General features: G+C 53.7%; 19 protein-coding genes. 4 read left to right on the forward strand and 15 right to left on the reverse strand.

The genetic code is table 11. The features are described from left to right. Positions 1 to 429 precede the first annotated feature (429 nt). Genes hemG through pepQ form a run of 4 tightly spaced genes read right to left on the reverse strand, consistent with a single transcriptional unit; the run spans position 430 to position 4416 of the window. Positions 430 to 966, reverse strand: a complete 537-nt coding sequence (gene hemG / locus F7Q90_RS20645) for a menaquinone-dependent protoporphyrinogen IX dehydrogenase (protein WP_006121487.1) — start codon at positions 964 to 966, stop codon at positions 430 to 432. An 18-nt stretch (positions 967 to 984) separates the two neighbouring features. After that, entirely contained in the window at positions 985 to 2436 is a 1452-nt protein-coding gene (trkH, locus tag F7Q90_RS20650; RefSeq protein WP_006121486.1) for a Trk system potassium transporter TrkH, read from the reverse strand. A 31-nt stretch (positions 2437 to 2467) separates the two neighbouring features. Further along, positions 2468 to 3085, reverse strand: coding sequence for an IMPACT family protein (locus F7Q90_RS20655; RefSeq protein ID WP_006121485.1), 618 nt, complete (start codon positions 3083 to 3085; stop codon positions 2468 to 2470). Further along, positions 3085 to 4416 carry a Xaa-Pro dipeptidase gene (gene pepQ / locus F7Q90_RS20660; RefSeq protein WP_006121484.1) on the reverse strand — a complete coding sequence of 444 codons (1332 nt, stop codon included), beginning with the start codon at positions 4414 to 4416 and terminating at the stop codon, positions 3085 to 3087. The genes F7Q90_RS20655 and pepQ overlap by 1 nt, the downstream gene beginning before the upstream one ends. Before the next feature lie 185 nt (positions 4417 to 4601). Here pepQ and fadB point away from each other — a divergent pair, with 185 nt between their 5' ends. Both fadB and fadA read left to right on the forward strand, forming a co-directional pair. Continuing rightward, positions 4602 to 6785, forward strand: coding sequence for a fatty acid oxidation complex subunit alpha FadB (gene fadB / locus F7Q90_RS20665; RefSeq protein ID WP_151161055.1), 2184 nt, complete (start codon positions 4602 to 4604; stop codon positions 6783 to 6785). A gap of 10 nt (positions 6786 to 6795) precedes the next feature. Next, positions 6796 to 7959 (forward strand): acetyl-CoA C-acyltransferase FadA, encoded by a 1164-nt coding sequence (gene fadA / locus F7Q90_RS20670; protein WP_006121482.1) that lies wholly within the window; start codon positions 6796 to 6798, stop codon positions 7957 to 7959. 68 nt (positions 7960 to 8027) lie between these two features. Here fadA and fre read toward each other — a convergent pair whose 3' ends face one another. Together fre and ubiD are read right to left on the reverse strand one after the other, a co-directional pair. Next, positions 8028 to 8729: an NAD(P)H-flavin reductase gene (gene fre, locus F7Q90_RS20675; protein ID WP_006121481.1), complete on the reverse strand. Its 702-nt coding sequence runs from the start codon at positions 8727 to 8729 to the stop codon at positions 8028 to 8030. Between the two features lie 42 nt (positions 8730 to 8771). Further along, complete coding sequence (gene ubiD, locus F7Q90_RS20680; RefSeq protein WP_006121480.1) at positions 8772 to 10256, reverse strand: 4-hydroxy-3-polyprenylbenzoate decarboxylase; 1485 nt, start codon at positions 10254 to 10256, stop codon at positions 8772 to 8774. Positions 10257 to 10559: 303 nt separating this feature from the next. On the opposite strand from ubiD, the gene rfaH reads away from it, so the two are divergent. Beyond that, positions 10560 to 11048 (forward strand): transcription/translation regulatory transformer protein RfaH, encoded by a 489-nt coding sequence (gene rfaH / locus F7Q90_RS20685; RefSeq protein WP_006121479.1) that lies wholly within the window; start codon positions 10560 to 10562, stop codon positions 11046 to 11048. Here the strand turns inward: rfaH and tatD are convergent. The 9 genes from tatD to udp form a co-directional block, all read right to left on the reverse strand. Then, positions 11045 to 11827, reverse strand: coding sequence for a 3'-5' ssDNA/RNA exonuclease TatD (tatD, locus tag F7Q90_RS20690; protein WP_006121478.1), 783 nt, complete (start codon positions 11825 to 11827; stop codon positions 11045 to 11047). The genes rfaH and tatD overlap by 4 nt on opposite strands. 97 nt (positions 11828 to 11924) lie before the next feature. Continuing rightward, positions 11925 to 12683 carry a Sec-independent protein translocase subunit TatC gene (gene tatC, locus F7Q90_RS20695; RefSeq protein ID WP_006121477.1) on the reverse strand — a complete coding sequence of 253 codons (759 nt, stop codon included), beginning with the start codon at positions 12681 to 12683 and terminating at the stop codon, positions 11925 to 11927. Beyond that, positions 12683 to 13318, reverse strand: coding sequence for a Sec-independent protein translocase protein TatB (tatB, locus tag F7Q90_RS20700; protein WP_006121476.1), 636 nt, complete (start codon positions 13316 to 13318; stop codon positions 12683 to 12685). Before tatB ends, tatC begins: the two co-directional genes overlap by 1 nt. 3 nt (positions 13319 to 13321) lie before the next feature. Further along, entirely contained in the window at positions 13322 to 13576 is a 255-nt protein-coding gene (gene tatA / locus F7Q90_RS20705; protein ID WP_006121475.1) for a twin-arginine translocase TatA/TatE family subunit, read from the reverse strand. Positions 13577 to 13686: 110 nt separating this feature from the next. After that, positions 13687 to 15324 (reverse strand): ubiquinone biosynthesis regulatory protein kinase UbiB, encoded by a 1638-nt coding sequence (ubiB, locus tag F7Q90_RS20710; RefSeq protein ID WP_006121474.1) that lies wholly within the window; start codon positions 15322 to 15324, stop codon positions 13687 to 13689. Continuing rightward, on the reverse strand, positions 15321 to 15926 hold the full coding sequence (gene ubiJ, locus F7Q90_RS20715; protein WP_006121473.1) for a ubiquinone biosynthesis protein UbiJ: 606 nt from the start codon (positions 15924 to 15926) through the stop codon (positions 15321 to 15323). The genes ubiB and ubiJ overlap by 4 nt, the downstream gene beginning before the upstream one ends. A gap of 11 nt (positions 15927 to 15937) precedes the next feature. Beyond that, the gene (ubiE, locus tag F7Q90_RS20720) at positions 15938 to 16696 is read right to left on the reverse strand and encodes a bifunctional demethylmenaquinone methyltransferase/2-methoxy-6-polyprenyl-1,4-benzoquinol methylase UbiE (RefSeq protein ID WP_006121472.1); all 759 of its coding nucleotides are present in this window, start codon (positions 16694 to 16696) and stop codon (positions 15938 to 15940) included. A 76-nt stretch (positions 16697 to 16772) separates the two neighbouring features. Next, positions 16773 to 18272, reverse strand: coding sequence for a DNA recombination protein RmuC (gene rmuC / locus F7Q90_RS20725; RefSeq protein ID WP_006121471.1), 1500 nt, complete (start codon positions 18270 to 18272; stop codon positions 16773 to 16775). A gap of 146 nt (positions 18273 to 18418) precedes the next feature. Then, positions 18419 to 19180, reverse strand: a complete 762-nt coding sequence (udp, locus tag F7Q90_RS20730) for a uridine phosphorylase (RefSeq protein ID WP_006121470.1) — start codon at positions 19178 to 19180, stop codon at positions 18419 to 18421. 302 nt (positions 19181 to 19482) lie between these two features. Here udp and F7Q90_RS20735 point away from each other — a divergent pair, with 302 nt between their 5' ends. Beyond that, positions 19483 to 20319 (forward strand): dienelactone hydrolase family protein, encoded by an 837-nt coding sequence (locus F7Q90_RS20735; protein ID WP_006121469.1) that lies wholly within the window; start codon positions 19483 to 19485, stop codon positions 20317 to 20319. Positions 20320 to 20652: the final 333 nt, after the last annotated feature.

Here is a 20652-nt window from a genome sequence, read left to right on the forward strand (position 1 = left end):
GCCATGATCAAACTCTTCAATTTAAAGTTTGATTTGCTGCAACCAGTGCAGCGATGCTCAAGGAAAACGTCGTAATGAATTTCAATACGTGTTCACTCTTAAGACTTGATATTTTTTGCGTCCGGAGACGCGGATATCAATCCTGCGAGTGCCCACACAGATTGTCTGATAAATTGTTAAAGAGCAGTGCAACCAGCGGGTTAACCCTCTGTTGCGAGGTGGCGTATATTACGCTTTCCTCCTTCAGAGTCAACCTCTTTTTCAGAAGTTTTTCTCCGGCGGCTCAGTTGCCTGCCCCTCTCAACACCGCATTCCGTAAGCCGTTGTGCCGTGTCGATGGAGGCGCATTATAGGGAGTTCGCGCGGCCTGACAAGGGTTAATTGCAAAAATATTACTGTTCGTCTCAAATTTCGCCAGATCGCGTTATTTCAGTACGATTTGCCTGGTAACTGTGCAAAATCTCTGGCGAAACCGCGCACCTGCTCCCAGTCCGTATACTCAACTTCCTTCGTCGTATCCGTTTCGCCGCCGGTCATGCGCATAATCAACTTAATCATGACCCGATCAAACCAACGATAGCGGGGATAATACAGTGCACCAGCAAAAACCGCACAGCAATCGGGCTTCCAGGGCGACTGCGCTAAAAACTTAACGGTATAGGCATTGGTTTCCGGCGTCCGCTTCTCTGGCTTACGCGCCGTAAGATTCACGGAGAAGAAGCCGCTGACGCGCTGCTGCAATGCGGCCAGGTTCTGCTTAACAAATTCGTTTACAGCGGGCTGAAAGTGACCATAACGGATTGAAGCCCCAATCAGCACCCGATCATATTGCTGCCAGTCAATCGCGTTTGCATCCTGAATATTCATCACATCGCACGCTTGCTCGCCCTTAATCGCCTCCGCCATAGCGGAAGCGATTTTTTGCGTCTGACCGTCACGGGTCGAAAAGAGAATTAATGCTTTCATCATCTGCATCCTTATTAGTTATTCTCGCCAGAAGGTTGGCGTGAATAACACCAGCAACGTGAATACCTCAAGGCGACCAAACAGCATAGTCGAAATTAAAATCCACTTTGCCACATCATTCATTGAGGTGAAGTTATCCGCTACAACACCCAGACCGGGCCCCAGGTTGTTTAACGTTGCGGCGACCGCGGCAAACGCAGAAAAATCATCCACGCCGGTGGCAATAATGGCCAGCATACTGATCAGGAAGACCAGCGCATACGCAGAGAAGAATCCCCAGACCGCTTCCAGGATGCGTTCTGGCAACGCGCGATTACCCAGCTTAATGGTGTAAACCGCATTGGGATGGACAAGGCGTTTGAGTTCGCGATTCCCCTGTTTACACAGCAGCAGGATGCGGATCACTTTCAGGCCACCGCCCGTCGAACCGGCACAGCCGCCAATGAACGCAGAGCACAGCAGCAAAACCGGCAGGAACAGCGGCCAGCGCGCAATACTGTCTGTGGTGAATCCCGCTGTCGTCGCCATCGAGACAACCTGGAAAAACGCCTGATTCAACGTTTGCCAGCCACTGTCATAAACATTATGGAACCACAGTACCACTGTACAGATCAGTACCAGCGTCAGTTGCACACCGATAAACATACGAAATTCGGGATCGCGTAAGTACACCCGAAGATTGCGGTTACTCAGTAAAGAGAAGTGCAGGCCGTAGTTACAGCCGGAGATCAGCAGGAACACGGCCACAATCGTATTAATGGTGCCGCTCTGGAAATAGCCGATACTGGCATCGTGGGTTGAAAATCCCCCAATAGCAATCGTCGAAAAGCTGTGCCCAATGGCATCGAAGGCGGGCATTCCGGCAAACCATAATGCCAGTGCGCAGGCCACCGTCAGTAATACATAGATAAGCCATAGCGTCTTGGCCGTTTCGGCAATACGCGGACGCATCTTATTGTCTTTCAACGGACCGGGCATTTCGGCACGGTAAAGCTGCATCCCACCGACGCCCAGAATCGGCAGAATCGCCACCGCGAGCACAATGATTCCCATACCGCCAAGCCACTGCAGCATCTGGCGATAGAGCAGAATCGCTTTAGGCAAAGAGTCCAGCCCCACCAGCGTCGTCGCACCGGTGGTGGTTAACCCGGAAAAGGATTCAAAAAAGGCATCGGTAACCGACAGATGCGGCTGTTCGGCAAAGATAAACGGCATGGCCCCGACGCTGCCCAGCACGGTCCAGAACAGCACCACGATCAGAAACCCTTCGCGCGGCTTAAGCTCCGTTTTCTTCTTACGGTTTGGCCACCACAATAATGAACCAATCACCAGAGCCATCATAAACGTCTGGCTGAAGGCGCGGCCGGCACCATCCCGATAAATCAGCGCAACGAGGCCGGGTACAATCATCGTCACCGAGAAGAGGATCACCAGCAGACCGACAATGCGGGTAATGGCGCGAAAATGCATTAAGCCGTTCCTTTAGTTAAAGAGAAGAACATCATGATGTAAGCGGAAGAAGCGTTAACGCACCCCGGCTGAAGTCTGACAGATTTTGCTTAAATCCCTCAATTTGTCCATAAGGCAAAGCCAGCGTCATCGCGATACGGTCGCAATAATGACTTTCAGTAATGCTGCCGTCGTAGCGCTGCACCAGACGCTCAATGTCGCTCAACTGGGCGTAGCCACACTGCAACGTGAACAACCTTACCGGGACTTTTCGCTGGCGCTCAAGCTGTTTCAGCCCTTGCTGGACACCGCCGCCATAAGCCTTTACCAGACCGCCCGTCCCCAGCATGATGCCGCCGTAGTAACGCACGACGACGGCGGTGATTTCCCCTATGCCCGCCCCCATCAACTGCGCCAGCATAGGTTTCCCCGCCGTTCCCGAAGGTTCGCCGTCATCGGAAAACCCCAACTGCTGCGAATCATCCGGCGCGCCCGCCACCCAGGCCCAGCAATGATGCCGGGCCGTCGGATGATCCTGTTTTACCTGCTGGACAAAAGCCCGCGCGGCTTCGACACCGTCCGTGTGCGCCAGTAACGTAATAAACCGGCTCTTTTTGATGGTCTCCTCGCTCACGCTTAGCGCTTGCGCAGGAATATCGTAAGCCTCCATCAGGCGAGGTGCAGGTCGCGCGTCATGTTTTCAACGCGATTAGCATGAATAACCACGTTATCTTCAATGCGAATGCCGCCGTAAGGCTTAAGCGCATCCAGTGCCTGCCAGTTAAAATGCGCACTGAATTTGCCAGCGCGCAGCGGTGCCAGCAGTGAATCAATAATGTAGAAGCCTGGCTCGATGGTTAACACCATCCCCGACTGGATGACACGGGTGCAACGCAGGTAAGGATATTGCGCTGGCGCAGCCAGGTGCGTCCCGCTTTCATCCTGCATAAATCCGGCGACATCATGAACCTGCAGGCCCAGCGGATGACCTAAACCGTGTGGCATAAACGGACCGGTCAGGTCTTCGGCCACCAACGCCTCTTCACTGATGCCGTGGACCAAATCAAACTTCACCAGCAATTTTGCAATGCGCTGATGCATTTGCAGATGGTAATCGGTGTAGCGCACGCCCGCTTTCAACGTCGCAATCAAGGCCAGCTCTTCCGCATTCATCGCCTCCACCATTTTGGCATACAGCGATCCGCTTTGTGCGGCATAGCTGCGGGTCAGGTCAGCGGCATATCCCTGATATTCCGCCCCGGCATCAATCAGGAAACTGTAGCGCTTAGCCGGTGGCTGATGATCCAGTTTGGTGTAATGCAACACGGCAGCATGTTCGTTCAATGCAATAATGTTGCCGTAAGGGACATCCGTATCGCGATGACCAGTCGCGGTCAGGTACGCCTGATTAATATCGAATTCACTCAGACCTGCCGCAAACGCTTCTTTGGCAGCGCGATGTCCTGCCACGGCAATTTTCTGCGCCTGACGCATACAGCTCAGTTCGTAGTCAGTTTTAATACTGCGGTGATAATGCAGGAAATCGATCACCGCTTTAGGATTGATGTTGCCTGCCGTAATGCCTAACTGCGCAGCGCGTTCGATGACCGGGCCAATATAGGCAACATTTTCGCGCTGAGCAGGCAGGAGATCGCCAATGGCATTCGCGTTTGCCAGCCCGATAATCTCAATGTCGTCGGTCCAGAAACTGTGCGGAAGCGGTTCAACGTTGTGCCAGTAATCCACCGGCGAATAGAACCACAATTTCGGTTTGTTCACGCCATCGATCCACAGCCAACAGTTAGGTACCTGTGTTACCGGCACCCAGGACTTGAACTGCGGGTTGACCTTAAACGGATACGTGTGGTCGTCCAGAAATACGGTGAGTAGCTCGCCGGAATGGATCAGCATGGCGTCCAGTTTATGACGTGCCAATACCTGCTGAGCACGTTGTTGCAAGGTCGTAATATGCGCGTGATACAAGCTCTTAAGTGAATCCATTGCCGCCTCTCCAGTGTCCGGAAAAGCCGCAGTTTATCACAGGCAAAATCCGGATGCCGGGTTCCCCGTGGCTGTGATCTTGTTAGCAAATAAACAAAGACCTGTTTGCAAAAAATTAACATCCCTCCCAAACTCACGATAATCTGGTATGACCAGATCACCTTTCGCGGTTTCAGGAGACGTACATGCTCTACCAAGGCGCTAACCTCACTCTTCACCAGCTGGACGATGGTATTGTCGAGCTGGTATTTGATGCCCCCGGCTCCGTTAACAAGCTGGATACGCAAACCGTGGCCAGTCTTGGCGATGCGGTAACGGTGCTGGAAAAACATGCCGGCATGCGCGGTGTGCTTCTGCGATCAGCAAAACCCGCCTTTATCGTGGGTGCGGACATTACTGAATTCCTGGCGCTCTTTGATGCGCCGACAGAGAAACTGAGCCAGTGGCTGACCTTCGCCAACAGTATCTTCAATCGTCTGGAAGATTTGCCGGTGCCCACGATCTCGGCGATTGAGGGCTATGCGCTGGGCGGTGGCTGTGAATGTGTACTGGCCACGGATTTGCGCGTTGCCACACCGACGGCCCGCCTGGGGTTACCGGAAACGAAGCTGGGCATCATGCCGGGTTTTGGCGGCAGCGTGCGTCTTCCTCGTCTGTTAGGTGCCGACAGTGCAATGGAAATCATTGCCGCAGGCAAAGATGTTGACGGTGTTGAAGCGCTGAAACTGGGTCTGGTGGATGCGGTTGTCAGCAACGATAAGCTGCGTGATGCTGCGTTAACCATGCTAAAAGCGGCCGCCCACGACGGCAGCTGGCGTGCCCGTCGCGCCCCTAAACTGGCTCCGTTGAAACTCAGCCCCGTTGAAGCCGCGATGAGCTTTACGATAGCCAAAGGCATGGTGATGCAAACGGCGGGGAAACACTACCCTGCGCCAGTCACTGCCGTTAAAACCATTGAAGCGGCAGCAGCGCTGGGCCGCGATGATGCGCTAAAGCTGGAAACCGCAGCGTTTGTTCCGCTGGCACAGTCAGATGTGGCCCGCGCGCTCGTCGGGATTTTTCTCAACGATCAGTACATCAAAAGTCTGGCCAAAAAACGCAGTAGTGAAAGCGGCACGCCCAGACAGGCCGCCGTGCTGGGCGCCGGTATTATGGGCGGTGGAATCAGCTATCAATCGGCATGGAAAGGCGTGCCGGTTAAAATGAAGGATATCAATCCGCAGGCGCTGACGCTGGGCATGAATGAAGCCAGTAAGCTTCTGAATAAGCAACTGGAACGCGGTAAAATAGACGGAAACAAGCTGGCCAGCGTCATTGCCACTATTCAGCCTACCCTCGATTATGCCGGTTTCGACCAGGCCGACATCGTGGTAGAAGCCGTCGTCGAAAATCCGAAAATCAAGGCCAGCGTTCTGGCTGAAACCGAAACCCATATGCGCGCTGATGCCATTCTGGCGTCAAACACCTCAACCATCCCCATCAGCCATCTGGCGCAGGCGTTGCAGCGTCCTGAAAATTTTTGTGGCATGCACTTCTTTAACCCGGTTCCACGTATGCCGCTGGTAGAGGTGATCCGTGGAGAGAAAACCAGTGAGGCCACGCTGGGTAAAGTTGTCGCCTGGGCCAGTAAAATGGGTAAAACCCCGGTGGTGGTGAATGACTGTCCGGGTTTCTTTGTTAACCGCGTTTTGTTCCCCTACTTCGCTGCCTTCGGCATGCTGCTGCGTGATGGTGCGGACTTCCGCCAGATCGACAAGGTAATGGAAAAACAGTTTGGCTGGCCGATGGGGCCTTCATGGCTGCTGGATGTCGTGGGCATTGATACCGCGCATCATGCGCAAAGCGTCATGGCGGACGGTTTTCCTGAACGGATGAAAAAAGACTATCGCGATGCGATCGATATTCTGTTTGAGGCGAAGCGTTTTGGTCAGAAAAATGGTCTGGGTTTCTGGCGCTGGGAAGAAGACAAAAAAGGGAAACCGAAAAAAGTGTCCGATGCAGAGGTCGATGCCTTACTCGAACCCGCCTGCCAGCCTAAACGGATATTCAGCGATGAAAAGATTCTGAATCGCATGATGCTGCCGATGTTGAATGAAGTGGTTCGCTGCCTGGAAGAGAAGACTATCGCCTCACCTGCTGAAGCAGACATGGCGCTGGTCTATGGTCTGGGATTCCCGCCTTTCCGTGGCGGCGCTTTCCGTTATCTCGACACTTTGGGTAACGGCAACGTGGTGGATCAGGCGAAACGTTATTCGTCATTGGGTGGGCTGTATGCGCTCCCTGCCCTGCTGCTTGAGAAAGCGCGCCAACACGAAAGCTGGTATCCCGCCGTCAAACCGATCGATGAAGCCGCGTTCAGAAGCGCCTGAGGTAATCAAAATGGAAAATGTGGTAATTATTGACGCGGTGCGTACGCCGATGGGCCGTTCAAAAGGTGGGGCATTTCGCCATGTACGCGCCGAGGACCTGTCCGCGCATGTCATGCGTGCTCTGTTGAACCGCAATCCGGGGGTGAATGCCGCCACGCTGGACGACATTATCTGGGGTTGCGTGCAGCAAACGCTGGAGCAAGGCTTCAACATTGCCCGCAACGCCGCGCTGCTGGCTGAAATCCCGCACCGCGTTCCGGCGACAACGGTTAACCGTCTTTGCGGTTCTTCAATGCAGGCCTTACATGACGCCGCACGCGCAATCATGGTCGGCGATGCTCAGACCTGTTTAATTGGCGGTGTCGAACATATGGGGCATGTCCCCATGAACCATGGCGTCGATTTTCATCCGGGTTTAGGCCGTACCGTTGCGAAAGCCGCAGGGATGATGGGGCTAACGGCAGAGATGCTGGCGCGCATGCACCATATCAGCCGCGAGCAGCAGGACGCTTTTGCTTTGCGCTCTCATCAGCGTGCCTGGCAGGCCACGCAGCGTGGCGATTTTGCCAATGAAATTGTTGCGCTGCATGGTCACGATGCCGATGGCGTCCTGAAACGCTATGACGTTGACGAAGTCATCCGTGAAGATACCAGCCTGGAAGGACTGGCAGCACTGCGGCCTGCCTTCGATCCGGTGAACGGAACAGTCACTGCGGGCAGTTCGTCAGCGTTATCAGACGGGGCGGCGGGCATGTTGATCATGAGTGAAAGCCACGCACGAGAGCAGGGCCTGAAACCCCGTGCACGCATTAAAAGTATGGCAGTAGTGGGATGCGATCCTTCCATTATGGGATACGGCCCGGTCCCGGCCAGCAAGCTGGCACTGAAGCGCGCCGGGCTGAGCGTAAATGACATTGATGTTTTTGAACTTAACGAGGCTTTTGCCGCGCAGGTTCTGCCCTGCATCAACGATCTCGGCCTGTCAGACAGGCTCGATGACAAGGTCAACCTCAATGGCGGCGCCATCGCGTTGGGCCATCCGTTAGGCTGCTCAGGCGCACGCATCAGCACGACGTTGCTGAACATTATGGAACGTCGCGATGCGCAGTTCGGCCTGGCCTCCATGTGTATTGGTTTGGGTCAGGGCATCGCTACCGTTATTGAACGCGTTTAATACGTTGGAACGTTATAGTGTGAGATTTACCCGCCTGTCAGGGGCGGGTTTTTTCTTGTGCTGTCACGTCAGATAAAAGCAAACGCATCGCCATACATTTGTGCTTCAACGGCACCTCGTTCTGAACAAAAGCGTTCACGGGCGATTTTCGCCATTTCGAAGCGACCGGCAATATAAATCTCATGCTCACTCAAGGTCGCAAAGTCCTGCATGACGGCTGTCAGCACCGTACCAGAACGGCCCGGCCAGCCTGCTTCAGGCTGTTCGACAACCGGAATCACTTTCAGATTCGGATGCTTAATCGCCAGTGCTTCCAGCTCGTCCAAATCATACAAATGCTTCAGTTCGCGCCCGCCCCAGTAAACCGCAATATCACGGTTGGGTTGTTCGGCAAGCGCAGTGAGTAAAATGGAACGCACATAGGAAAAGCCTGTGCCACCCGCGATCAGGATTAACGGCTTGTCACTCTCTTCACGCAACCAGGCATCACCATGTGGGATGTCCACCACAATTTGCCCTTCCTGCTGAATACGATCCATCACCGCCATGGCGTAGAGATTCAGCTCTGAGGCACCGATATGCAGTTCAATGATTTCAGTTTCCATTGGCGTGGAGGCTAATGAAAACGGGCGCTTGTCACGCTCATCCATTACGACCATCAGGTACTGCCCTGCGCGAAAACTAAAATCTGCATCCGGAATCAGGCGAACGCGATACACCGTGTCGGTAATCGCCTCAACTGAAGTTACTTTACAGCTTAACGTTGTCATGCGGTCCCTCTGTCGGGTCGTCTTTATGGTTATTGCTCACAATCAACGCTGTGATGGTTGATCAAAAATACCGAGGTCATCCCAGATAGCGTCGATACGTGCGGTAACGGCCGGATCTTTAACAATCGGCGTGCCCCACTCTCGTTGCGTCTCACCTGGCCATTTATTCGTGGCGTCGAGGCCCATCTTTGACCCTAGTCCGGAAACCGGAGACGCAAAATCAAGATAATCGATTGGCGTGTTTTCTACCAATACCGTATCGCGTGCCGGGTCCATACGCGTCGTGATTGCCCAGATGACGTCGTTCCAGTCGCGGGCATTAACATCATCATCACACACAATAACAAATTTGGTGTACATGAACTGCCGTAAAAATGACCAGACGCCAAACATCACGCGCTTGGCATGTCCCGCGTACTGTTTTTTAATCGTCACGACCGCCAGTCGGTAAGAGCATCCTTCTGGTGGCAAATAGAAATCGACGATTTCCGGGAACTGTTTAATCAGAATCGGTACAAGCACTTCATTCAGCGCCACGCCCAGGACGGCGGGTTCATCCGGTGGCCTTCCGGTATAGGTAGAATGGTAGATCGCCTGATGACGCTGCGTGATGTGCGTAACGGTAAACACCGGGAAACTGTCGACTTCATTATAGTAACCGGTGTGATCGCCATAGGGACCTTCAGGTGCCATGTCACCGGGTTCGATATAGCCTTCCAGCACAATTTCGGCGCTCGCAGGCACTTCCAGATCGTTTGAGAGGCACTTGACGACTTCGGTCTTGTTGCCGCGCAGCAGACCGGCAAACGCATACTCTGACAACGTGTCAGGGACGGGCGTGACCGCACCCAGAATGGTCGCCGGATCGGCGCCCAGTGCAACGGACACCGGGAAACGTTCGCCAGGATGTGCCTTGCACCATTCAAGATAATCCAGGGCACCACCACGATGAGAAAGCCAGCGCATGATCAGGCGATTTTTGCCAATCACCTGCTGACGATAGATGCCTAAATTTTGTCGCTCTTTATGCGGGCCGCGCGTTACGGTTAATCCCCATGTAATCAGCGGGGCAGCGTCGCCGGGCCAGCATTTCATGACCGGGATTCGGGTCAGGTCGACCTCATCACCACTGAAAACCACCTCCTGACAGGGCGCATTGCGCAACCTTTTGGTCGGCATATTCAGTACTTGCTTAAACTGCGGCATTTTACTGAACAGATCGCGGAAACCTCTCGGTGGCTCAGGTTCTTTTAAAAAGGCCAGCAACTCACCCACTTCACGCAGTGCACTGACCTCTTCCTGGCCCATGCCCATGGCCACGCGTTTTGGCGTACCGAACAGGTTACACAGTACAGGCATGTCGTAACCTTTTGGGTTCTCAAACAGCAATGCCGGACCGCCTGCACGCAGGGTGCGATCGGCAATTTCGGTCATTTCCAGTTCGGGGTCGATCACGTGCGAGATACGCTTGAGTTCACCACGCTGTTCAAGCAGCGCAATAAAGTCTCTTAAATCCTGATATTTCATGCGGCTTCAACTTTCCGGCCAGAGTGAATTTGCCATTATAGGGCTGATTACATGAATGTGTGGAGCTTTATGCACCGCATGGCTTATCTTGCCCGTCACGGGCAACCATCAGACGAATAATGTCGCTTAGTTTTCGTGCTGAACCTTACCGCATAATGGCTATTTTTTCATTTTATGCGATGGCATTCGTCATTCAGAACAATCTTAGTTTATTTTCCAGGCAACGCCGCGTAACAGACCCCAATGCGCTATAACTCTGAGTGGAGGTTTGCTATTCTTAGCGTCCATTCATTGGGAGCAGTTATGGAATCCTGGTACTTACTCTATTGCAAACGTGGGCAGCTATTGCGTGCGAAAGAGCATCTTGAGCGGCAAGCCGTAAATTGCCTGAGCCCCATGATCGCGCTTGAGAAAATTGTGCGTGGCAAGCGAACTACCGTAAGTGAACCGCTGTTCCCAAACTACCTGTTCATTGAGTTTGACCCCGAAGCCATTCACACCACAACCATCAGCAGTACACGTGGCGTCAGCCATTTCGTGCGCTTTGGCGCGACGCCGGCCACCGTACCTGCTGTCGTTATTGATGCACTGCAGACTGATGTGCCACAAACGCTGATCGATCCTGAAACGCCGCAAAACGGCGATGAAGTCATCATCACCGAAGGGACGTTTGAAGGTCTGCGGGCTATCTTCTCAGAGCCCGATGGCGAAGCACGCTCCATCCTGTTGCTGAATCTGCTAAACAAACAGGTTGTCCGGAGCGTGGATAACCGACAATTCCGTAAAGCCTAACGCAGCCCGAACAGCGTGCGCGCATTATGATCCACCTGGGCTGCCAGCGCCTCTGGTTCCTCGCCTCGCCAGTTCGCGACCTGCTGCAGGATATGCGGTAAAAAACAGGGTTCATTGCGCCGGGAAGTTGGCCGTGGGCGCATATCCCGCGGTAACAGATAGGGCGCATCCGTTTCCAGTAGCAACCGTTCGGCGGGAATCAACGGCAACATCTCACGCAGGGCAATTCCCCGGCGTTCATCGCATACCCAACCGGTAATGCCTACCGATAAGCCCATTTCCAGGCAGGCCGCTAATTCTTCCCGCGTACCGGTAAAACAGTGAATCACGGCGGCGGGTAATTTGGGCAACCAGGGTTCAAGTACCGCAGCAAAGCGTTCATGCGCTTCCCGACAGTGAAGAAACACGGGCATATTCAGTTCCGCAGCTAATGCCAGTTGCGCGTCAAACGCATATTCCTGCTGCTGATGTGCGGACAGGTTACGATTGAAATCCAGCCCGCATTCACCTATCGCCACAACCTGGGCTTTTTCCGCTAGCCGGCGCAGCGTATTCGCGACCTCTTGTGACCACTCACTGGCATGATGGGGATGCACGCCCGCGGTGGACCAGCAGTAACCCGGATGAGCCTCGGCCAGCCGCTGCGCCTGCTGACTTTCCAGCGCATTGGTACCGGTAATCAACATGCCGGTGACGCCCGCGTCACGGGCGCGCGTAATCACCTTTTTCCGATCGGAGGCGAACTGCGTGCTGGTCAGGTTTACACCGATATCAAACATATTTTTACTCTCTGTCAAAAACATCCTAAACAAAAAACCGCCTGACGGCGGTTTTTGGCTTGTGTCTCCCGCTTCTGCGGGTGTACTGAATACGACATCAGGATTCGGTGTTCTGTTCCTCATCCTCTGTCTGACGGCCTTTTCCCACATAGTACCGTGAAAAGAATACGCCGACTTCAAACAGGCAGTACATCGGAATAGCGAGCAAAGTTTGAGAAAAAACGTCCGGTGGTGTGAGCAGCATCCCGACAACAAACGCGCCGACCAGGATGTAAGGACGCTTCTTTTTTAAATCCTCAGGGCTGGTAATACCGGTCCAGCACAGCAGCACTATGGCTACCGGCACTTCAAATGCCACACCAAACGCCATAAACAAGGTCATGACAAAATCGAGATAGTTGGTGATATCTGTCGCGATAGTGACGCCCTGCGGCGCGGTTTTCGCAAAAAAGCCGAAAGCTAGCGGAAAAACAATGAAATAGGCAAAGGCCACGCCAACATAAAACAGTAGCGTACTGGAAAACAGCAGCGGCATGACCAGCTTACGTTCGTGGCGATAAAGCGCTGGCGCAATAAACGCCCAGACCTGATAAAGAATAACCGGCACGGCAAGGAACACCGACACGATCATCGTCAGCTTTATCGGCGTGAAGAAAGGTGAGGCGACATCCGTCGCGATCATGCTGGCACCCGCTGGCATCTGATTGATCAGTGGCGACGCCACGGCATGGTAGATGTCATTAGCAAAGTAGATCAGTGCCAGAAAAATAACTAACACAGCAATTATGCAGTTCAGCAGACGTTTACGCAGCTCAATCAGATGGCTGATAAGTGGTTGGGTATCTTCAACGGCCATTATCGTTCATCACTTGCAGAAGGAGGAGAAGCTGGGTTGAGCGACGGCGCGGCGTTGCCCGGTTTTTCCGCAGGCGGTGCGTCTGTCCGACCCGGCGATTGCGGCGGAGCACTGGCATAGCCGGACGCAGGCCGCGGCGGGACCGGCGTGGTCGCCGTGTTGCTGTCCTGTGCCGGTGCAACCGCAGCCTCGACATGGGGTTCAACAGGTGCGTGTGCGAGTGACTGTGCCTGCTGCTCACTGGCCACAGGCGTCACCGGTTTCGGCGAGTCACTCCCCGTCTGGTGTAACGGGGAATGGATGGTGTTTGCTTCGTCTTCTTCTCTTTCGATATCAATGCTCTGTTGAACCGAGCGTTTCATTGAATCCGCGGTTTTACGCAACGCTTCCATGGATTCTTTCAGCTCAGGCGACAATGTGCCGTGGCTGGCTTCCTCCACCTTTTTCAGGCTGTCCTGCAGTTCCTGCAGTTTCAGCTCTTGCGCCAGCTCACTCTGAACATTGGCCGCCAGTGAACGGACCGCCCGAATCCATCCGACAACCGTTTTAACCGCATGCGGCAAACGTTGCGGACCCAGGACAATCAGCCCGATCACGAAGACTAATAGCAACTCACCAAAACCAATATCGAACACGGTTTACACCTGCTTGTCGTTCTTAATGTCGTCTTTCTGAGCAGACATTGGCTGTTTGTCCGCCAGCGTTTTCGCATGGAAATCCGCGTCCTGCTCTTTTGGCTGATCTTTTTTGTCGTCTTCATCACTCATGGCTTTCTTGAAACCACGGATAGACGAACCCAAATCCGACCCCAGATTACGTAACTTATTGGTACCGAACAAAAGCACCACAATCACGGCAATAATTAATAACTGCCAAATACTGATACCGCCCATGAGATAGCCTCGATTTTTTTGTTAAAAACTGCGGAATGAAGCACAACCTAAACCCTTGTTAATTCGGGTCTCAGTCAGCGACATTACCGCGTTTCAGCCGCGAGTGACAATCAGTTTGTCTTGCGCCAGCCGATTAACCAACTGACAAAACCTGCCGCCATTAATGCCGCCGGAAACAGGTCCCACTCAGGCCTGCTGAGGAGTACCGCTGTACCGCTAATCAGCAGCGTGGCACCGACGCCAAACAGGAAACGCGCCTGATGCTGACGTGTACGTTGGACACTCAAATCGTTCACGAGTTTATCGACGCTAAGACGTAACTGCTTATGCTGCTGCATGCTGTCATAGAACAACTCGGGCAGCTCGGGCAGTTTCTCTGCCCAGTAGGGCGCTTTTTCTTTCACTGCGCGAATGATCGCCGGAATACCAATCTGATCTTTAATCCAGTCTTCAAGGAACGGTTTCGCCGTTTTCCATAAGTCCAGTTGCGGATAGAGCTGCCGGCCAATCCCTTCGATATAGAGCAACGTTTTTTGCAACAGCACCAACTGTGGCTGCACTTCCATATTGAAACGTCGCGCCGTGTTAAACAGGTTTAGCAGCACATGACCAAATGAAATTTCAGCCAGCGGTTTTTCAAAGATGGGTTCGCACACCGTACGAATGGCAAACTCGAAGTCTTCCACGTTGGTATCTGCCGGTACCCAGCCAGAGTCAACATGCAGCTCTGCCACTTTGCGGTAATCCCGGTTAAAGAAGGCGATAAAGTTTTCGGCCAGATAGCGCTTATCTTCCTTGTTCAACGAGCCGACAATCCCGCAGTCGATGCCGATATATTGCGGGTCTTCTGGATGCTCATAGCTGACAAAGATATTGCCAGGGTGCATGTCTGCATGGAAGAAGCTGTCGCGGAAAACCTGTGTGAAGAACACCTGTACGCCGCGTTCGGCTAACAATTTCATGTTAACGCCATGCTGCTCCAGCGTCGCCACATCGGAGATAGGAATACCGTAGATGCGTTCCATCACCATCATGGTTTCGCTGCAGTAGTCGGAGTAAACCTCGGGAACATACAGCATGCGGCTGTTTTCGAAGTTACGCCGCAGCTGGATGGCATTGGCCGCTTCGCGCAGCAGGTTTAATTCGTCGATCAGCGTTTTTTCATAATCGCGCACCACCTCAACCGGACGCAGACGGCGACCATCCGGCAGCAGGCGCGGTACCCAACGGGCGATGCGGTAGATCAGCTTCATATCGGCTTTGATCACCGGCAGAATATCCGGGCGGATAACCTTAATGACAACCTTTTTGCCGTTGGATTTCAGTGTTGCCGTGTGAACCTGCGCAATAGAGGCAGAAGCCAGTGGGGTGATATCGAAGTCATCAAACCAGGACTCAATCGGTGCCCCCATGGAGGCTTCGATTTGTGCTTTGGCTTTCACGCCGTCGAAGGGCGCAACCCGGTCCTGCAAAATAGCCAGTTCATCGGCGATCTGCGGGGGAAACAGGTCACGCCGCGTGGACAGCATCTGACCAAACTTGATCCAGACGGGGCCCAGCTGTTCCATCGCCAGACGCAGCCGAATGCCCATCTGTTCGTGTTTGTGCTGGTTAGGAATCCAAAACACGCACCGCCGCCACAGCCGAAGCGGCAGAGTAATACGCATTTGGGGAATCAGTTCATCAAGTCCGTATGTCAGAAACACCTTGATAATGAAATATAACCGGCGGATCTCTCCAAAACTCATTTCGCCTCCAGCTGTGCCAGACGCGCATTAAGCGCATCAAGCGAACGTTCCATCGCGCTAACTTCTTCAGCGAACCAGGCAAATTCCAGCGCACCTGGCGCAACGCGCCACTCTTCCGTCAACGCCTGACCGAGATAATCCTGACGTCGCTGCGTTTCCGCTTTAAACAAGCGAAATGCGCGCTGCGCACCCTGGCTGATCCCTTGCGCGGCGATATCACCGATCCAGGGGGCCAGGTATTCGGCAGGATCCAGCTCAGCCAGATCCATCAACGCAGAGAATTGCTGCACCACCTGCAAATCCCCTTCGACCTGTAACTCACCGCTGCGAATCAGCGTCGTCAGTTGCTGGCGATCACGTAGCTTCGGCAGCGACTTAAGCTGCGTAATGACCGTGCAGTCGCTGCTGTCCTGCCAGTCACTAAGGACATCCAGCTGTTGCTCACTGAACACCAGCACCAGCGGCCAGGATAGCTCACTCAAACGCAACATCAGTACCTTGCCTGCTAAACGCTGACGTGCGCTTTTCAGACCACGATCGCGGTAGAGAATTCGGTTTAGCGCCGTTTCAATACCGGCAGTGATGACGGGGGTTAAGGTCATGGCCATAATGGTTAAAATTTAAACCCACGATGAAGTGCCACGATGCCGCCCGTCATATTTGAATAGGTGGTGTTTTCAAATCCCACATCGTTCATCATCGCTTTCAGGGTTTCCTGGTCGGGATGCATGCGGATGGACTCGGCCAGATAGCGATAACTTTCTGCATCCTGAGCAACCAGTTGGCCGATGCGCGGCAGAATATGGAACGAGTAGGCATCGTAGGCTTTGCTCAGCGGCTCAATAACAGGTTTCGAGAACTCCAGCACCAGCAAGCGTCCACCCGGTTTCAGCACGCGGAACATCGACGCCAGCGCCTTCTCTTTTTCCGTAACGTTACGCAGGCCAAAAGAAATCGTAATGCAGTCGAAGTAGTTGTCAGGAAACGGCAGCGCTTCGGCGTTGGCCTGAACATAACTGACATTGCCAACGATACCGAGGTTTCGTAGCTTCTCCCGGCCCATTTTCAGCATAGAGCTGTTAATGTCAGCCAGAACAACCTGCCCGGTCTCGCCCACCAGCCGTGAAAATTTTGCGGTTAAATCACCGGTTCCGCCGGCCAGATCCAGGACACGCTGACCGCGACGCATACCGCTGCTGTCGATGGTAAAACGCTTCCAGACGCGATGGACGCCAAACGACATTAAGTCGTTCATCAGGTCATATTTCGCCGCTACGGAATGAAACACGTCCGCGACTTTGTCGGCTTTCTCGCTCTTGGCGACGGTCTGAAAGCCAAAATGGGTAGTTTCCTGCTGTGATTCATCTGCCATCGGTTTTACCTGCTCCACAAACAATACTTATGGAAGTGTATCAGAGTCACGGAGGTCAGGCACGTTGGCGACCTGCTTATTCGTGGAGGTGCCGAACCCGCTCACAACTTTCGTCTGCATTTTGGTCGTTACCGGGCATACTGTCTTGCTCATTTTCGGGCATCGCGCGTTCGACCAGATGGGGATTGATAGCGCGTTTAACCTCTACACCTAAGTCACGGAAGCCTTCCGTTTGTGCGATCAAATTCCCCCGCCCTTCTGCCAGCTTCTTCATCGCTTCACGATAGCTGTTTTGGGCCTTATCAAGGCTGTGACCAATACCGCTCATATCATCAACAAACAGGCGCATTTTGTCGTAAAGTCTGGCTGCGCGCTCGGCAATCCGCTGCGCATTGCGGCTTTGATGCTCGTAGCGCCAGAGATTGTTGATGGTACGCAGTGCAACCAGCAGCGTGGTCGGACTGACCAGCATGATATTTTGCTGGAGCGCTTCGCCGATCAATTCTGGCTGCCGATCGATTGCCAGTAAAAACGCCGGTTCAACCGGGATAAACATCAACACATAATCCAGTGAGCGTAAACCGGGCAATTGTTGATAATCTTTACGGCCCAGCAAACGGATATGGCCGCGTACGGCACTGATATGCGCCTGAATGGCCTGTTCACGTTCAATGTCGTCATCCGCGTTGAAATACCGCTCGTAGGCAACCAGCGTCATTTTGGCGTCGATCACCACATCTTTCCCCTGGGGAAGCCGGACGATGACATCGGGCTGCATGCGGCTTTGCTGCTCGTTCTGCATGCTGACCTGGATATCGTATTCATAGCCTTCACGCAATCCTGACGCTTCCAGTACCCGGCTCAGCACCACCTCGCCCCAGTTGCCCTGGATTTTGTTGTCGCCTTTGAGCGCTTTGGTCAGGTTGAGCGCTTCCTGGGCCATCTGCGCGTTCAGTTGCTGTAGCTGACGAATCTCGTGGGTCAGTGTATGGCGTTCACGCGCTTCCGCGCCAAAGCTCTCATTAACCTGACGCCGAAAGCCATCGAGCTGTTCACGCAACGGCCCAATCAGGCTGTTCAGACTTTGACGGTTTTGCTCATCAACGCGGCGACCGCTGTTTTCAAAAATTCGGTTAGCCAGGTTTTCAAACTGCGCGCTAAGCCGCTGCTCGCTGTTGGTCAACAGGCGCTGCTTCTCTTCCGCTGCAAAACGGGTTTCCTCAAGACGGATGGTCACTTCACGCAGCTCGGCTTCCTGCGCGCTGTTCACCTCCAGCTGATTGCGCAGCTCTCGTGTCAGTTGCTCGCTCTCATTACGCCAGTAATCCAGCTGTTGCAGGCGCTCATTGGCTCCGCTTAATGATCCATGAAGCTGTCTCAACTCCTGTTCGCGCTGTTGCAGCTGCTGCTGGAGCTGCTCGATGTGCTGTTGCTGACGTTGTTGTGCTTCGTTAAGCAGACGGCGCTCTGTGGAAAAGCTGGCTAACTGATGACTGACACGCATTTGCGCCAGTATCCAGCCAACACCCAGGCCGGCGAGCCCAAGGCAGATGCTGATAATGATGTGCTGATCCATATTCTCCCCGCTGGTCAGGCTATTGAGGAAAAAGGTAAATTCGCACTGTATGAATGTCCAGATATATTTACTGAGGGGGGGAAAGACGAGACGTAAAGACAAGGCCATGACAGGCCGGACAGCCGGCCTGTCTGTCAAACGAAGGGCTAGAGTAATCGACGGGCCGCTTCAACTACTATTTTGACGGCATCGCTTTCGGTCTGCTTCATCGTCACTGCATCGGGAATCTCTTTTTGCGTGCGGTTAACAATCACGCCCGCCACCATGCCTGCGCGCAGGCCCTGACTGGCGCACATGGTTAACAGCGTCGCCGATTCCATCTCATAGTTCAGGACGCCCATCTGCTGCCACTCCTGCATAGAGCCCTGAAAACGGTTCACGACGCGGCCCGAGAAGGTGTCGTAGCGCTCCTGGCCGGGGTAGAAGGTATCAGATGAGGCGGTAATCCCGATATGGGTTTTGGCACCGCAGGCTTCTGCCGCAGCCACTAAGGCCGTTGTGCAGGTGAAATCGGCGACGGCCGGAAATTCCATTGGTGCGAAGTGCAGGCTGGCACCGTCCAGGCGTACAGACGCCGTCGTGACCAGAACGTCGCCGACATTGATATGCGGCTGGATGGCGCCCGTTGTCCCTACACGCAGGAAAGTGCGCACGCCAAGCTGAGCAAGCTCCTCGACGGCAATGGAGGTGGAAGGTCCGCCAATCCCGGTAGAACAGACCACGACGGGTTTACCGTCAAGCTTAGCCAGCCAGCTGGTGAACTCACGATGGGAAGCCAGGTGCCGGGGATCGTCCATCAGTCCGGCAATTTTTTTTACACGTTCCGGATCGCCAGGAACAATGGCCAGTGTCGCCCCCTGCAGGTCGGCTTTCGTCAGGCCAAGATGGAAAACGTCAGACTGTGTCATATCAGACTCCGGGTTAAGGAAAAACAGTACGCCACTTTACGTTACCCGACGGGTTAAATGTGTGACTGGTTTCACTCAAGAAAATGAAATTTACATTTTCGATGAAATCTTTAGTGATTAATATCACACATTTATCTCAGACCTTCCGTAATGCTACATATGGTGATGTGGAAGGCAGCATGAGAATGTTAAAGAGAAGTGTATTTTAAAGGTTATAAGCTCTGTTACGCATTGCCCGGAACCAGTAATAAATACCCAGGCTATAGTTACGTGATTGCGCATACGCTTGCACGGAGATAACGATGAAAACCGACGATAATATGACACAAAAATCAGCCGCAGGCGCGTTTGCTCCGGCAGTTCAGCCCACGGCTTCGACCACCATTATTACCGACAGCCCGGCCATCCACGCCGGTGAGACGTCTATTCCGAGTCAGGGTGAAAATCTTCCGGCTTTTTACGCGAAACCGCAGTCAGCAGACGGGCCGTTGCCTGTTGTGCTGGTCGTGCAGGAAATTTTCGGCGTTCATGAACACATTCGCGACATTTGTCGTCGTCTGGCGCTGGAAGGCTATCTGGCTGTCGCGCCAGAGCTTTACTTCCGCGAAGGCGACCCCAACGACTACAACGATATTCCTACGCTGTTTAAAGAACTGGTCAGCAAGGTGCCTGACAGCCAGGTACTGGCGGATCTCGATCATGCCGCTAACTGGGCGGCCCGCAACGGTGGCGATATCCGGCGGATGGGAATTACCGGTTTCTGTTGGGGCGGACGCATCAGTTGGCTCTATGCGGCACACAACCCGCAACTTCGCGCTGCCGTGGCCTGGTATGGTCGCCTGGTAGGGGAAAAAACCATGAAGCAGCAAAAACATCCTATCGATATTGCTGTGGATCTGAACGCGCCTGTGCTGGGTTTGTATGGTGGTCAGGATGACGGCATTCCGCTGGAAAGCGTGGAGCAGATGCGCCAGGCCTTACATGCTGCAAACGCAAAGGCAGAGATCATTGTGTATCCCGATGCCGGGCATGCTTTTAACGCCGACTATCGTCCGAGCTACCATGCCGAATCGGCAAAAGACGGCTGGGCACGTATGTTAGCCTGGTTTAAGCAGTACGGTGTAGCATCCACTGAGTGATAAAAAAAGGGCGCGTAAGCGCCCAAACTCTCGACGTCGCCATCCAACACCCGCAAATCTGAGAGCTTTTCCGCGTTAACCCTGCTCAGCAGCGCCTGGTGGGTTTTCAGGCTGGATTGCGGAGTGTCCCATAGCCGTTCTGCAGCAACATAACGCGCCTCATTTTTTCTGCTATTTCTTGAGTGAATGTCGTCACCCTCCGGTCCGTTCGTAAGCGTCGCATTCAGACCGTATTGACGTTCAGGCAGAGGGAAGCTCGACCTTCCATGGCAGCAGATCGCGGACCCGGTTCACCGGCCAGTCCTGTATATGACCGATGACGTAACGCAACCA

The organism is Pantoea stewartii subsp. stewartii (assembly GCF_008801695.1).
Lineage (GTDB): Bacteria > Pseudomonadota > Gammaproteobacteria > Enterobacterales > Enterobacteriaceae > Pantoea > Pantoea stewartii.

Bases quoted from the DNA above. Each gene is read 5' to 3' on its own strand.
- hemG (WP_006121487.1), bottom strand. From the start codon at position 966: ATGAAAGCATTAATTCTCTTTTCGACCCGTGACGGTCAGACGCAAAAA.
- udp (WP_006121470.1), bottom strand. From the start codon at position 19,180: ATGACACAGTCTGACGTTTTCCATCTTGGCCTGACGAAAGCCGACCTG.
- rmuC (WP_006121471.1), bottom strand. From the start codon at position 18,272: ATGGATCAGCACATCATTATCAGCATCTGCCTTGGGCTCGCCGGCCTG.
- fadA (WP_006121482.1), top strand. From the start codon at position 6,796: ATGGAAAATGTGGTAATTATTGACGCGGTGCGTACGCCGATGGGCCGT.
- F7Q90_RS20655 (WP_006121485.1), bottom strand. From the start codon at position 3,085: ATGGAGGCTTACGATATTCCTGCGCAAGCGCTAAGCGTGAGCGAGGAG.
- fadB (WP_151161055.1), top strand. From the start codon at position 4,602: ATGCTCTACCAAGGCGCTAACCTCACTCTTCACCAGCTGGACGATGGT.
- F7Q90_RS20735 (WP_006121469.1), top strand. From the start codon at position 19,483: ATGAAAACCGACGATAATATGACACAAAAATCAGCCGCAGGCGCGTTT.
- pepQ (WP_006121484.1), bottom strand. From the start codon at position 4,416: ATGGATTCACTTAAGAGCTTGTATCACGCGCATATTACGACCTTGCAA.
- ubiB (WP_006121474.1), bottom strand. From the start codon at position 15,324: ATGAGTTTTGGAGAGATCCGCCGGTTATATTTCATTATCAAGGTGTTT.
- tatD (WP_006121478.1), bottom strand. From the start codon at position 11,827: ATGTTTGATATCGGTGTAAACCTGACCAGCACGCAGTTCGCCTCCGAT.
- rfaH (WP_006121479.1), top strand. From the start codon at position 10,560: ATGGAATCCTGGTACTTACTCTATTGCAAACGTGGGCAGCTATTGCGT.
- ubiE (WP_006121472.1), bottom strand. From the start codon at position 16,696: ATGGCAGATGAATCACAGCAGGAAACTACCCATTTTGGCTTTCAGACC.
- tatA (WP_006121475.1), bottom strand. From the start codon at position 13,576: ATGGGCGGTATCAGTATTTGGCAGTTATTAATTATTGCCGTGATTGTG.
- fre (WP_006121481.1), bottom strand. From the start codon at position 8,729: ATGACAACGTTAAGCTGTAAAGTAACTTCAGTTGAGGCGATTACCGAC.
- trkH (WP_006121486.1), bottom strand. From the start codon at position 2,436: ATGCATTTTCGCGCCATTACCCGCATTGTCGGTCTGCTGGTGATCCTC.
- ubiD (WP_006121480.1), bottom strand. From the start codon at position 10,256: ATGAAATATCAGGATTTAAGAGACTTTATTGCGCTGCTTGAACAGCGT.
- tatC (WP_006121477.1), bottom strand. From the start codon at position 12,683: ATGGCCGTTGAAGATACCCAACCACTTATCAGCCATCTGATTGAGCTG.
- ubiJ (WP_006121473.1), bottom strand. From the start codon at position 15,926: ATGACCTTAACCCCCGTCATCACTGCCGGTATTGAAACGGCGCTAAAC.